This is a genomic window from Vibrio clamense (assembly GCF_050337905.1).
In the GTDB taxonomy this organism is placed as follows: domain Bacteria; phylum Pseudomonadota; class Gammaproteobacteria; order Enterobacterales; family Vibrionaceae; genus Vibrio; species Vibrio cortegadensis.
Genome location: NZ_JAKJTJ010000020.1, coordinates 271522 through 285279, shown reverse-complemented (window position 1 = coordinate 285279; position 13758 = coordinate 271522). Strand labels below are relative to the sequence as shown.

The following is a 13758-nucleotide window of genomic DNA, read 5'->3' as shown; positions in this document are numbered from 1 at the left end:
GGTTTGGCAACCTTCGGGAATAGCTTCGAAGAAAACAGTTAGGTTGTTCCTATAACCCACTGAATTTATTCCAATACTACCTTAATCAACTGCATAAGAGACGTAAGCACATGAGAATTTTGCGTGGCTCCCCAGCTCTATCTGAGTTTCGTGTTAACAAGCTTTTAGAGCTTTGTCGTGAATTAAGCTTACCTGTAACAGGTATTTACGCTGAGTTTGCCCACTTTGCTGATCTAACGGCAGACCTAGATGAGTCTGAAGTTGAGAAGCTAGAAAAGCTACTGACTTACGGTCCAACGCTTTCTTGTAAAGGCAATGGCGAAGAGCATCAACCTGAAGGTTTACTGCTGCTTGCCACGCCACGCCCAGGCACTATCTCGCCTTGGTCTTCAAAATCAACTGATATCGCACACAACTGTGGACTGGTTAAAGTGTCACGTCTAGAGCGCGGTACCGCTTTCTACATTGAAACCTCAGCTGAACTTTCTGAGCTTCAACTTGTTGAGCTGAAAGCAATTCTGCACGATCGTATGATGGAAGTGGTTTTCACTGACTTCGAATCAGCGGCGGCGCTGTTCACTGTTGCTGAGCCTGCTCCTTATGCGGAAGTTGACCTATTAACTGGCGGACGTAAAGCGCTTGAACAAGCAAACGTTACCTTAGGTCTTGCGCTTGCAGAAGATGAAATTGATTACCTTCTTGAAAGCTTCACTGAAAAGCTAGGTCGTAACCCGACTGACATCGAGCTAATGATGTTTGCACAAGCGAACTCAGAGCACTGTCGTCACAAGATTTTTAACGCTGATTGGACTATCGATGGCGTTAAGCAAGAAAAATCATTGTTCAAGATGATTAAGAACACCTTTGAAACGACACCAGAACACGTTCTGTCTGCTTATAAAGATAACGCAGCGGTAATGACAGGTTCTGAAGTCGGTCGTTTCTTCCCAGATCCAGAAACTCGTCAGTACAACTATCACCAAGAGAAAACACACATCTTGATGAAAGTTGAAACGCACAACCACCCAACGGCGATCTCTCCATGGCCGGGCGCATCAACAGGTTCAGGCGGTGAAATCCGCGATGAAGGCGCGACAGGTATTGGTGGTAAGCCAAAAGCGGGTCTGGTTGCTTTCTCTGTATCTAACCTTAAGATCCCGAACTTCGTTCAACCTTGGGAAACTGACTTTGGTAAGCCGAGCCGTATCGTTACTGCTCTGGATATCATGCTTGAAGGCCCTCTTGGTGGCGCAGCATTCAACAACGAATTTGGTCGTCCAAACCTACTAGGTTACTTCCGTACTTACGAAGAGAAAGTAAACTCTCACGCAGGTGAAGAAGTGCGTGGGTACCATAAACCAATCATGCTTGCTGGTGGTCTAGGCAACATTCGTGATGATCATGTTCAGAAGAAAGAGATCCCAGTAGGTGCAAGCCTAATCGTTCTTGGCGGTCCTGCGATGAACATCGGCCTTGGCGGCGGTGCGGCATCTTCAATGGATTCGGGTTCTTCTTCTGAGGACCTAGATTTTGCTTCTGTACAACGTGAAAACCCAGAGATGGAACGTCGTTGTCAGGAAGTTATCGACCGTTGTTGGCAGCTTGGTGATGCGAACCCAATCGCATTCATCCATGATGTGGGCGCGGGCGGTATCTCTAATGCTCTTCCTGAATTAGTAGACGATGGTGAGCGTGGCGGTATCTTCAACCTACGTGACGTGCCAAACGATGAGCCGGGTATGAGCCCACTTGAAATCTGGTGTAACGAATCTCAAGAACGTTACGTAATGGCCGTTGCTGATAAAGACATGGCAACATTCGACGCGATTTGTAAGCGTGAACGCGCGCCATATGCAGTGGTTGGTAAAGCAACTGAAGAGCGTGATCTTAAATTAGAAGATTCTCATTTCGACAACACGCCAATCGACATGCCAATGGACATCTTATTAGGTAAAACACCTAAGATGCACCGTGATGCGAAGACGCTAAAAGCAAACAATCCTGCGATTGACCGTTCTGGTATCGAACTAAACGAAGCGGTTGACCGTGTTCTTCGCCTACCAACAGTGGCAGAGAAAACATTCCTTATCACTATCGGTGACCGCTCGGTAACAGGCCTTGTTGCTCGTGACCAAATGGTTGGCCCATGGCAGGTTCCAGTTGCTAACTGCGCAGTAACTGCAGCAAGTTACGACTCTTACCACGGTGAGGCAATGTCTCTTGGTGAACGTACGCCAGTGGCACTACTAGACTTCGGTGCATCGGCTCGTCTAGCGGTTGGTGAAGCAATCACTAACATTGCAGCGACGAACATCGGCGATATCAAACACATTAAACTGTCGGCTAACTGGATGTCTCCAGCCGGTCACCCTGGTGAAGATGCGGGTCTTTACGAAGCGGTTAAAGCCGTCGGTGAAGAGCTATGTCCGGCACTGGGTCTTACTATCCCAGTAGGTAAAGACTCAATGTCGATGAAGACTAAGTGGGAAGAGAACGGCGAGCAGAAAGAAGTCACATCTCCGCTGTCCCTTGTTATTACTGCGTTTGCTCGTGTTGAAGATGTTCGTAAGACGATTACGCCTCAACTTCGTACCTCTGATAACCTTGAAGGACTAGGCAACACTTCACTAGTTCTTATCGACCTAGGTAACGGCAAAAACCGTCTAGGTGCGACAGCACTTGCGCAAGTTTACAAGCAACTTGGTGACAAGCCAGCAGACGTAGACAACGCTGCGCAACTAAAAGGTTTCTACGAAGGCGTTCAAGCGCTTGTGGCTAACGATCAAATTGTGGCTTACCACGATAAAGGCGATGGCGGTCTATTCGTAACGCTAGCTGAAATGGCGTTCGCAGGTCACTGTGGTGTTAACGCAAACATTGAAGCGCTTTTAGCTGCATCAGAGAACAGCGAAGACACACTAGCAGCACTCTTCAACGAAGAGCTAGGTGCGGTAATCCAAGTTCGTAACGACGACCTAGACGCAGTCCTTTCTACGCTTGCAGCCAATGGCCTAGAAGCGTGTTCACACGTAATTGGTAGCGTTGTTGAGGAAGGGGAAGCATCAGACGAAGTAGTGATTAAGTCAGGCGCAGACGTTGTAATCCAACGTAACCGTACTGAACTACGTACTATCTGGGCTGAAACCACGCACAAGATGCAAGGTCTACGTGATAACCCAATCTGTGCAGATCAAGAACATGAAACGAAGAAAGACAACTCAGACCCTGGTCTAAACGTTAGCTTAAGCTTTGATGTAAACGAAGACATTGCTGCTCCTTACATCAACACGGGCGCTAAGCCTAAGATGGCGATTCTACGTGAGCAGGGTGTTAACTCTCACGTTGAAATGGCAGCAGCATTCGACCGTGCAGGTTTTGAAGCGACTGATATTCACATGAGCGACATCCTAACGGGTCAAGCGGTACTAGAAGAGTACAACGGCCTTGTGGCTTGTGGTGGCTTCTCTTACGGTGATGTACTGGGCGCTGGTGAAGGTTGGGCTAAATCGGTTCTGTTCAACGACTCTACACGTGACCAATTTGAAAACTTCTTCAAGCGGGAAGATACTTTCTCTCTAGGTGTGTGTAATGGTTGTCAGATGTTGTCTAACCTGCGTGAACTTATCCCTGGAGCTGAGTACTGGCCACGTTTCGTTCGTAACGAATCTGAGCGTTTTGAAGCTCGTTTCAGCCTCGTTGAAGTTCAGAAGTCTGATTCTGTATTCTTCAACGGCATGGAAGGTTCTCGTATGCCAATTGCTGTTTCTCACGGTGAAGGCCGCGTAGAAGTGCGTGACAACGACCACCTAAACGCGATTGAAAACTCAGGTACGGTTGCTCTACGTTACGTTGATAACAACGGTAACCCAACGCAGCAATACCCGAATAACCCGAATGGTTCGCCAAACGCTATCACTGGTTTAACGACTACAGACGGCCGCGTGACTATCATGATGCCTCACCCAGAGCGTGTATTCCGTACGGTTGCAAATTCTTGGTCTCCAGAAGGTTGGGGCGAGAATGGCGCGTGGATGCGTATGTTCCAAAACGCACGTAAGAACGTGGGTTAATAGAAGAACAGGTGAATAAATAAAAGCCGCTGAACATTGTTGTCAGCGGCTTTTTTATTTATTCGATATAATGCTTTGATTTCGATTCTAGAGCAGATCTACGGCTTTTTTGATAGCAGAGATCAACCGTTCTACGTCATCAAGCGTATTGTAAATAGCAAATGATATTCTGACGGTTCCTTTCACTCCAAGCGCATCCATTAGAGGGTGAGCGCAATGATGTCCTGCCCTAACGGCAATGGCTTGCTGATCAAGCAGTGTTGCGATGTCTTGGTGGTGGACACCGTCCATGATAAAAGTGATCACACTAGCATGCTCTTGAAAACCGATAACCGTGATGTCCTCAATTTTCGAAAGCGCTTGGTAGGTTAATTGTTGGAGCTGAGTGATGTGTTCTTCAATGTCAGAGATTTTAAATTGTCGAAACCAATCAATTGCTACTGACAGTGCAATCGCGCCTGCAACGTTTGGTGTCCCCGCTTCAAATTTCCCCGGCAGTTCAGAGTATGTGGTTCCCGAAAAAGAGACCTTCTCTACCATTTTTCCACCACCATGCCATGGAGGCATACTTTCAAGTAAACTCTGTTTTCCATAGAGCACACCAATGCCTGCGGGCGCATACAATTTATGACCAGAGAAGACGTAGAAATCCGCATCGAGATCGGTCACATTTACTGATTCATGAACGATACCTTGTGCGCCATCAACCACAACGACTGCATTAAATTGGTGCGCTTTTTTGATAACGGACTCTATTGGTTGACGAGTTCCGGTGACATTAGTGGTTTGTGCAAGCGCCACTATTTTCGTTTTTGGTGTGATTAACGTTTCAAAAGCTGAGTAATCGAGTTGACATTGGCTGGTCATTGGAACTTTTACGATTTTAGCACCTGTTTGCTGTGCGACGATCTGCCACGGAACTATGTTTGCGTGGTGCTCCATTTCGCTGATCAATATTTCATCGCCAGACTTTAAAGTATTCCGAGCGTAAGTTTGAGCGATCAAATTCAGTGCTTCAGTCGCACCGCGAGTCCAAATGATCTCTTTAGCTGAAGAGGCGCCAATAAAGTCGCAAACCGTTTGGCGAGCGGCTTCAAATTGGCTCGTTGCTTCGGCGGTTAAGCTATGGCTCCCACGATGAACATTGGCATTTTGACTACTGTAGTATCGGCTAATCGCATCAATGACAACTTGAGGTTTTTGAGCGGTGGCAGCACTGTCTAAGTAGACGAGTGATTGGTCATTGATCGTTTGTGCTAGTGCCGGAAATTGATTGCGAATACTTTGTATATCAAACATGAGATAACTTAATGTTGTGGTCGTGAGTGCTGAAAGAGCGATCATAGGCGTAGTCACTCGCTATCACAACTCTTTCTAACTCTTTCTTATATTAGCGAGTCGTTATTTTCTATTCTCCGGATTGCCAGTTATTTTCGATTTGTTTGATTGATTCATACAAAGCGCGGTTTTTAGGTAGCTCTATGTGGTGGTTAGCGGCTGCTTTGATTAAAAATCCGGTGATGAAGTCAATTTCACTATTGCGCTTATGATGAATATCTTGATGCATGGAAGAGTAATTTTCAGCGGTGGCATTGATCACGTTATATATTGTATTGAGTAATGATTTTTCATCCGCTTGGATATGGTTTGCTTTCATTACTTGAACCAGCTCAGTGACTATCTCTTGTATCTCGATTTGAAATTGAGGCTGTGCAAGTGCGCCATTTTTACATCGATGAAGTGCTGTTAAAGGGTTAATCGCACAGTTGATGGCAAGTTTATTCCAAAGAGCTGTGTTGATATCTGAGTTCCAAACCGCACTTGGCAGAGCATGGTTGAATACATCCGCGAGAAAGGAGCACTGTTGTCCTAGATCGTTATATGCCCCAATTTGAGTTTGGCCTTTCCCAGTATACAACACACATTGGGCATAAGGTTTTAGTGCGCCGTGAGTGGTGGTGGCAAGTACGATCGGAAAGTGGCTTATTTGAGAATTTAAGTCATCAACCGCCCCCATACCATTGTGCATAAAAAGCAGTATCGTTTTGGAATCGATCTTGTCTAATAGAGGGAGTAGGGCACTTTCAACTTGCCAAGATTTTACCGTAATAAGTAATATATCTGTCTGCTGAAGGCGTTGAACATCGTTATTGTGGAATGATATTTCAGGGTGGTTATCAAGCTTAATTGAGAGGTGTTTGTTCGTACTGCGACTACAAAGCGAAACATTATGGCCAGCTTGATGAAGTTTACATGCCCAAAGGGAACCAATGGCACCGGGGCCTACAATAGTGATGTTCAAGGGAGTGTCCTAGCTGAATGGTATAGGACGATGATAAGTGGGCTACTTTAGAAAGCAATAAAAAATGGCGCTCAAGAGCGCCATTTTGGAAAATTACTTCAAGTTAAATTAGAACTTGTAAGTTACTGCTACGTAGTGGCCAACACCTGAAGATTCATTTTCAGCACCGAATGAAGTAGAGCCATCTTTGAAGCCGTATACATCTTTGTATAGTTTCAGACCGTAGCCAACTGCGAACTGGTCAGAGTGCCAGTAGATACCATTGAACATTGCACCACCAGCACTTGTACGGTGAGCGTCTTTATCGTCCATACCGAATTGGTAATCGATGTAACCTTGGTAAGATACGAATGAACCATTTTCTAGGAAGTAGAAAGGTTTGAACCAGTTTGTAGATACTTGGTAACCGTTCCAATCTTTCTCGTTACCATCGTAGAAACCGTATACGTTTAGGCCAATTTTACCAAGCCATGGAACCATAACGTCAGAACCTAGACCAATTTTGTGGTTCTTAAGGAAGCCATCCCATTCGTTTAACGTTGCAACGTAAAGTTCTTGTACAGGACCGAAAGATAGATCTTTACCCGTTAGGCCATCGATAGACATACGAGGTGCAAACTTCATGAAGATTTTATCTTTACCTGCTTTATCACTGCTTTCTGAATCAGCTAGGTTAAATACATCAACGTAACCGTAAAGATCAAAAATACCATTGCGGCCGCCAAATTCCATCTCTAGGTAATCATGGCTAGATTCTGAACCTACACCTTTTTCATCGAATGCACCCATAAGGTTGAATTGCATCCATTTGTAATCATTTTTATGAGTATCGCCGTCAGAGTAATCTGCAGCCATAACAGGAGCAGTTGTTGCTGCTGCCATTAAACCAAGAGCTAGAAGTGATTTGCGCATAAGGGGACTCTCTATGTTTGCATTTAATTGATGGATACGATCTAAGCCGTATTCCTGATGGCGAGAATAATAGCGGCAAAATTTTTAATTGGTAGTGACGAAAGGCGGAAAAACAAACAAATATGGTGATCATGATCACGCTGTAAAACTCTTTTGCGGAACTAAATTTAAATTACATTTTGTTGCATTGTTTGTGTGATTTAAGTCGTTACATTTTACGTGGAGAAGTGAGCTTACATATTCTGTTTCTTTATTTGTGTGAGATATGTCGCAATCGAAAAAACAACAAAAACAGTGAATGTCTGAAAAAATGTGAGGTTATGAAAAACACAAAAGAGGCATATAAGCCTCCTTTGTCGGTGAACTAAATAATTGTGTTCAGCTTCACTTTACTTATCAGAGCTCTCATTTAGGTTTCGCTGTTGGGCTTGATGAAGTAGATCCGTGAAGTAATGGCGCAGTCTGTAAAGCATGAATAAGCTTGGAAGAACCATCAGTGCCGTGATTATAAAGAAAGTTGACCAGTCATTAAGGTAATCGACCAATTCACCACTGAATGACGCCAGAGTGGTTCTGCCAAAATTGCCGAGGGAGGCGAGCAGGGCATATTGAGTCGCCGAAAAAGCTTGTCCTGTTAATACCGTTAAGAAAGAGACAAAGGCAATCGTTGAGAAGGCGGTGGTAAAGTTATCTACGATGATTGTCGCTAGGAACAGGTTCTCATTTGGCCCTACATTTGCTATCCAAGCAAACATCAAATTACTCGCTGCCATAGCAATACCACCGATCATCAAACCACGAACGATACCAAACCTGACATTAAATAAGCTGCCAATGAAGGTAAATAGTAGAGTAACGCCCCAACCGATAAGCTTAGAGTAGTAGCCTATTTGCTCATTACTAAAGCCCACCTCTTTATAGAAAGTGATCGACATGCGCCCAAGGAAAGCTTCTCCAATTTTAAAAAGGAAAACAAACAGCAATAGCGTGATCGCAACTTGCACGCCATTACGCTTAAAGAAGTCATAAAATGGCTCGATCACGGTAACGCTGATCCAAGCGATAAATTTGGAACCAACCACTTTGTTGTGGCGAGCTTCTGCAAGATGCTGTAGTTGTTCACGATTGGTGTTCGGCTCATTTGCTAAAAGAGTAAAGACCATTAGCACGACCACAATAATAGCCATACCGTAATAAACGCCATTCCAGCCAATTGAGTCAGCATTGATAAAGGCTAAATAACCTGGAAGCGAGTAACCTGTCGACCAACCCATTACCGCCATAGCAGAGGCTTGAGGAAGTTTAGTTGATTCGGATTTAGGGAAAGTATCGATACGAAAGGCATCAATCGCAATATCTTGAGTTGATGAGGCGATAGCAATGCCAAGAGCCAGCATTGAGGTGAACATTAAATCATTAGCGGGATTGACTCCTGCTATAAATAGAGTGCAAATGAGAATGGCTGATTGGCAAAGGAAGATCCAGCTACGGCGTTGACCTAAAACAGAATGCAGAATAGGTAGCTTTACTCGGTCGACTAGAGGAGCCCATAGAAAGTTAATCGCATAAACGGCAAAGACAGAACCAAAGTACCCAATAGCTGCACGGGTTAAGCCAGCATCTTTTAACCAACCGGACATATTTGAGCCGATCAATACCCAAGGAAAGCCGCTTGAACAACCAAGCATGAATACCCAAAGTAAGCGTTTGTCTAAAAAGCTGCGGAAGGTGTCCATCCATGAAGGGGAGGAAGTTGAAGGCATAAAACCAATCCTTGTTGATTCTTCTAAGCTGAATGAATAATGCCTAGAATGAGATTCTAGGCATTAGATGATCAAACACGAGACATGAAGAAGTATTAATCGTTAATAAGTGTCGCTTTAGTGATAATGATGGGTTCTACAGGAACATCTTTCATACCACGTAAACTGTGAGTGGGTTTATTTGCCATACCCTGTATAACATCAAAACCTTTCGTTACTTTACCAAATACAGCATAACCTGGTGGACGTTGGCCATAATCTAGAAAATTATTGTTACCAAAATTGATGAAAAATTGGCGAGTGGCAGAGTTAGGATCGTTTGTTCTTGCCATTGCGATGGTCGCTTGGTTGTTTTGTAAACCATTAGACGCTTCATTACTTATTGGAGAATAAGTTGGAAGACGTTTCATATCTTTATCAAAGCCGCCACCTTGAGCCATGAAACCAGGGATAACACGGTGGAACTGGCTGCCAACATAGCTACCGTCATTTACGTATTTAATGAAATTTCCGACACTGATGGGTGCTTTTTCTTCATTTAAAGAGACAGTAAAAGAGCCCAATGTAGTTTCAAATACCACTTGAGGGCTTGCCCAAGAGACGCCACTAACCAGTAGCAAAGCGGATAAAAGTAGGCGATTCATTAGAAGCGTTCCTTCATGTAGGTTTGTAGCTCTTGGTCGTTGGCGATTTCAGCTAATACCAAATTGATCACATCGTTTAAAACCATCTCGACGTCTTCATTTGACGCGCTTAACGTTCCAGTGCGTTGTGCTGTACCATTGTAAGTTCTCACTAGTTTTCCTTTCGGAGTTTCAGCGGTAACTTCTAATGTAACTTTACCTTCCATTTCGTTTTCCATTACTGAGTGTTGTACAGTAATCAGAGCTTCTTGGATCTCTAAGGTAATCGAGTTCTCGCTTGCGACAGTGACATTGAAACCTTGAGATGAGAATTGATCAGCAAGAACGTTCTCTAAAGATATTCTCATATTCTGCTTCGCATGAATTGGCAGAATGTTCGAGCGGCCATTATTGAGTAGAGCAACGTACTGAGCGGCGCGAACATCTTTACTGGTTAGTGTTAATGTTTTGCCTTTAACAATGTCATTTTGGCTCAAGGTAGCTTTGGGAGCCAGATTAATCTGTTCTTGCTGTGGTGCTGCACAGGCTGTCAATAGAGCCATTGAAGCGACTAAAATCAATTTTTTCATTACTATTTCCTTGTCAAATACATCATCGGTGGCGCGAGAGTTACCGATATATACTATAAATTCAGTTATTTGTTAAAGTTAGCAGGCTCTCTAGTGGCTTGTAAAACTTCAAACTTATTATTGAGTTCAAGAGTTTCAACATTCGCCTCACCAAATAATCTAGCCAGCTTTACATCGTATCCGAGGTGACGGTTTCCAATAACAATTAATTTGCCTCCATTGCTAAGAACATGCTTCGCATCACAGAACATCTGCCACGCGATATGATCGGTGATGGCTTGCTGCTGATGGAATGGAGGATTACACAATACGAGATAGGTGCTGTTTTTCTTGAATCCATCTAAACAGTTATTGGCGATGAACTGAACTTGGCGATCTGGACCTAAATTGTCTAAAAGGTTTTGTTTTGCTGAATCTATCGCCATAAAGCTTTCATCAATACAAGTAATTCGAGCTTCTGGGTTAAGTTGACCAGCTTTAACAGAAAGCACGCCATTACCACAGCCTAAATCAATAATATGACGTAACTCAGGATCTTGAGGAATGTGATCGAGCAAACAACGAGCGCCAAGGTCTAGACCTTCACCTGAATAAACATTTGGTAAATTCTTCAAGTGGATATCTTCATCATCCACGTCCCACTCAGTGATCGGGTTGACGTCTAAAACGGGTTCGCAGTCAGGCGTCGAAAATACAAGGCGATGCTTCTTTTTTGCCAAAGAGGTGGTGGTAGTTCCTAAGTATTTTTCAAACAGATCTAACGTTGAAGTATGGATCTCTTTTACTTTATTGACACCAATGACAGGGCAGCCCTTAGGAAGTGCTTTTCTTAGCTGGTTAAGTTGCCATACAAGATGACGATTACTTTTCGGTAATTGAAACAAAACCAAATCGATAAACTCAGGGATCTCGTCCATACAGTTCAAAAAAGTGATTCGTCCACATTGATTGCGTTGTAAATTTTTTAATGTGCCTGAATGAGATACATAAGAGTCGCTCATCATTGTGACTTGATGTTTCTCTGAGAACCAACAAGATAACGCGCCAAAATTATCATTGAGTATCAAGATATGCTTACCAGGTTCCAGTTTCATATCTTCCACATGATTGATGAGATACTCATCTCCGGCATCCCACGCCTGTAATGTTTCATTTGATCGCTTTGGAAAACGATTCAGGGTCAGGGTGCGGTCATGAAGGGTCAGTTCAGTTTTCATAGTTTATTGGCGCTTACATTGGAGGATTAACGAAACTATTGTCGCAAAACCTTGTTAAACAAGATACAAAAACATCGAATCTCATGGCTTGAAGTTAGAAAATAACTCGGCCATGAAAACCCTACAGACATAATTTGAGCCAAAGTTTATACTTAAAACATGAATGAATAAATTCTGTTGGAATACTAAGGAAGAGCAATGATCCAAGAAGTGATAGAGTCGAAACTACATAATACTTTTAAGCCAGAGTATTTGAATGTGATAAACGAAAGCTACATGCATAACGTTCCCCCTGGTTCTGAGAGTCACTTTAAAGTGATTGTGGTCAGTAACGAGTTCGAAGGCAAGAGACTCATTGCTCGACATAGGCTCATTAATGTTGCATTAGCTGACGAGTTGAAAAATAACATTCATGCGCTTTCAATCCACACATACACGGAATCAGAATGGAGAATCGAAAGAGATGGCGTGCCTGATAGCCCGATGTGTATGGGGGGAGATAAATAATCGGTTTTTATAAATAGGTTTTGCTCTTTATATATGCTGTGTTGATAAGAAGAAAATTAACAGTGTTTCAACATGTGAGAAATGTAATGGATTTAAAGTAAAATATTTCCATTTATGAATATTGGTATACCTCTAAAGTATAATGCGGTGAGTAATTGTGCGACACATCAAAGTTATCAATATTCGCAAGCCTATATACAGCAATTCCTCGTAAATAAAATGTCTATTCAAGCGGTTGGTCATGGCATCCCATTCTAAAAAGATGCTAAACTACTGCACCTAATAAATAGCAATTACTGATTGTAATTGTCTTTTTAAGAGAATGTTGCGATCTTGGTGTGTCATTATACTAAGGCCGGACACTTAAATGTCGTGTCTAAATGTTACGCAATTAAAGAATCTTTTTCCCGATAAAGTAGTGCAAGCGCGTATGATTACAATAAAGAAGGGCTTGGATCTTCCTATTGCAGGAACTCCATCCCAGGTGATTAATGATGGTAAGTCCATCAATAAAGTCGCCTTGCTTGGCGAAGAGTACGTTGGTATGCGTCCTACGATGCATGCTCGCGTTGGTGATGAAGTAAAAAAAGGTCAAATTCTTTTTGAAGATAAGAAGAATTTGGGCGTTAAATTTACTTCTCCAGCAAGCGGTAAAGTTATCGAAATTAATCGTGGTGCTAAACGTGTACTTCAATCTGTTGTTATTGAAGTTGCAGGTAATGAGCAAATTACGTTTGATAGCTTTGAAGCTAGCCAATTAGCTAAACTTGACCGTCAAGCGGTTAAAGCTCAGTTAATTGAGTCTGGTTCATGGACCGCTCTGCGAACTCGTCCGTTCAGCAAGGTTCCAGCCATTGAGTCTACAACTCAGGCCATTTTCGTTACTGCTATGGATACCAATCCACTCGCAGCAGAGCCTGAATTGATTATTAATGAACAGTCTGATGCATTTATTGCCGGCCTGGACATTCTATCGACTCTAACTGATGGCAAGGTGTACGTTTGTAAAAAAGGTACAAGCCTTCCTCGTTCGGCTCAACCAAACATCGAAGAACACGTTTTTGATGGCCCTCACCCAGCAGGTCTTGCTGGTACGCACATGCATTACCTATATCCGGTAAATGCTGAAAATGTTGCGTGGAGCATTAACTATCAGGACGTTATCGCTTTCGGTAAGCTTTTCCTTACCGGTGAAATCTACACAGATCGTGTTGTTTCTCTTGCGGGTCCAGTGGTAAATAACCCTCGTCTTGTTCGTACTCAGCTTGGTGCTAGCCTTGATGAGTTAACAGATAATGAGTTAATTCCTGGCGAAGTTCGTGTTATTTCAGGTTCAGTTCTGAATGGTGTTCATGCTACCGGCCCTCATGCTTTCCTTGGCCGTTACCATCAGCAAGTGTCTGTTCTTCGTGAAGGTCGCGAGAAAGAGCTATTCGGTTGGGCTATGCCTGGTAAGAATAAGTTCTCTGTTACTCGCTCATTCCTTGGTCACTTATTCAATGGTCAGTTGTTTAATATGACAACGACAACGAATGGTAGTGATCGTGCAATGGTTCCAATTGGTAATTACGAAAAAGTAATGCCACTTGATATGGAACCAACATTGCTTCTTCGTGATCTATGTGCTGGCGATATCGATAGCGCACAGAGCCTTGGTGCTCTTGAATTAGATGAAGATGATTTGGCATTGTGCACCTTTGTATGTCCAGGTAAGTACGAATATGGTCAATTACTTCGTGAATGCCTAGACAAGATTGAGAAGGAAGGATAATTC

General features: G+C 43.3%; 10 protein-coding genes. 3 read left to right on the top strand and 7 right to left on the bottom strand.

What is annotated here, in order from left to right; all coding sequences use genetic code 11:
* The first annotated feature begins 110 nt into the window (after positions 1-110).
* Positions 111-4070, top strand: a complete 3960-nt coding sequence (purL, locus tag L4C39_RS06425) for a phosphoribosylformylglycinamidine synthase (RefSeq protein WP_429745050.1) — start codon at positions 111-113, stop codon at positions 4068-4070.
* An 87-nt stretch (positions 4071-4157) separates the two neighbouring features.
* On the opposite strand, the gene csdA is transcribed toward purL, so the two are convergent.
* From csdA to L4C39_RS06390, 7 genes are all read right to left on the bottom strand, one after another.
* Entirely contained in the window at positions 4158-5369 is a 1212-nt protein-coding gene (gene csdA / locus L4C39_RS06420) for a cysteine desulfurase CsdA (RefSeq protein WP_429745048.1), read from the bottom strand.
* 109 nt (positions 5370-5478) lie between these two features.
* Entirely contained in the window at positions 5479-6372 is an 894-nt protein-coding gene (gene panE, locus L4C39_RS06415; RefSeq protein ID WP_429745046.1) for a 2-dehydropantoate 2-reductase, read from the bottom strand.
* A gap of 108 nt (positions 6373-6480) precedes the next feature.
* Positions 6481-7284: a nucleoside-specific channel-forming Tsx family protein gene (locus L4C39_RS06410; RefSeq protein ID WP_429745044.1), complete on the bottom strand. Its 804-nt coding sequence runs from the start codon at positions 7282-7284 to the stop codon at positions 6481-6483.
* A gap of 389 nt (positions 7285-7673) precedes the next feature.
* Positions 7674-9047 carry an AmpG family muropeptide MFS transporter gene (locus tag L4C39_RS06405; RefSeq protein WP_429745043.1) on the bottom strand — a complete coding sequence of 458 codons (1374 nt, stop codon included), beginning with the start codon at positions 9045-9047 and terminating at the stop codon, positions 7674-7676.
* A 95-nt stretch (positions 9048-9142) separates the two neighbouring features.
* Entirely contained in the window at positions 9143-9691 is a 549-nt protein-coding gene (locus tag L4C39_RS06400; protein ID WP_017054019.1) for a peptidylprolyl isomerase, read from the bottom strand.
* The gene (locus L4C39_RS06395) at positions 9691-10260 is read right to left on the bottom strand and encodes a YajG family lipoprotein (protein WP_017054018.1); all 570 of its coding nucleotides are present in this window, start codon (positions 10258-10260) and stop codon (positions 9691-9693) included. Before L4C39_RS06395 ends, L4C39_RS06400 begins: the two co-directional genes overlap by 1 nt.
* A gap of 65 nt (positions 10261-10325) precedes the next feature.
* The gene (locus tag L4C39_RS06390; protein ID WP_136995496.1) at positions 10326-11477 is read right to left on the bottom strand and encodes a methyltransferase; all 1152 of its coding nucleotides are present in this window, start codon (positions 11475-11477) and stop codon (positions 10326-10328) included.
* A gap of 198 nt (positions 11478-11675) precedes the next feature.
* On the opposite strand from L4C39_RS06390, the gene bolA reads away from it, so the two are divergent.
* Both bolA and L4C39_RS06380 read left to right on the top strand, forming a co-directional pair.
* Positions 11676-11984 (top strand): transcriptional regulator BolA, encoded by a 309-nt coding sequence (gene bolA / locus L4C39_RS06385; RefSeq protein WP_017054016.1) that lies wholly within the window; start codon positions 11676-11678, stop codon positions 11982-11984.
* Positions 11985-12414: 430 nt separating this feature from the next.
* Positions 12415-13755 (top strand): Na(+)-translocating NADH-quinone reductase subunit A, encoded by a 1341-nt coding sequence (locus L4C39_RS06380; protein WP_113799068.1) that lies wholly within the window; start codon positions 12415-12417, stop codon positions 13753-13755.
* Positions 13756-13758 lie beyond the last annotated feature (3 nt).

Bases quoted from the DNA above. Each gene is read 5' to 3' on its own strand.
- L4C39_RS06410 (WP_429745044.1), bottom strand. From the start codon at position 7,284: ATGCGCAAATCACTTCTAGCTCTTGGTTTAATGGCAGCAGCAACAACT.
- L4C39_RS06380 (WP_113799068.1), top strand. From the start codon at position 12,415: ATGATTACAATAAAGAAGGGCTTGGATCTTCCTATTGCAGGAACTCCA.
- csdA (WP_429745048.1), bottom strand. From the start codon at position 5,369: ATGTTTGATATACAAAGTATTCGCAATCAATTTCCGGCACTAGCACAA.
- bolA (WP_017054016.1), top strand. From the start codon at position 11,676: ATGATCCAAGAAGTGATAGAGTCGAAACTACATAATACTTTTAAGCCA.
- L4C39_RS06395 (WP_017054018.1), bottom strand. From the start codon at position 10,260: ATGAAAAAATTGATTTTAGTCGCTTCAATGGCTCTATTGACAGCCTGT.
- L4C39_RS06390 (WP_136995496.1), bottom strand. From the start codon at position 11,477: ATGAAAACTGAACTGACCCTTCATGACCGCACCCTGACCCTGAATCGT.
- purL (WP_429745050.1), top strand. From the start codon at position 111: ATGAGAATTTTGCGTGGCTCCCCAGCTCTATCTGAGTTTCGTGTTAAC.
- L4C39_RS06400 (WP_017054019.1), bottom strand. From the start codon at position 9,691: ATGAATCGCCTACTTTTATCCGCTTTGCTACTGGTTAGTGGCGTCTCT.
- L4C39_RS06405 (WP_429745043.1), bottom strand. From the start codon at position 9,047: ATGCCTTCAACTTCCTCCCCTTCATGGATGGACACCTTCCGCAGCTTT.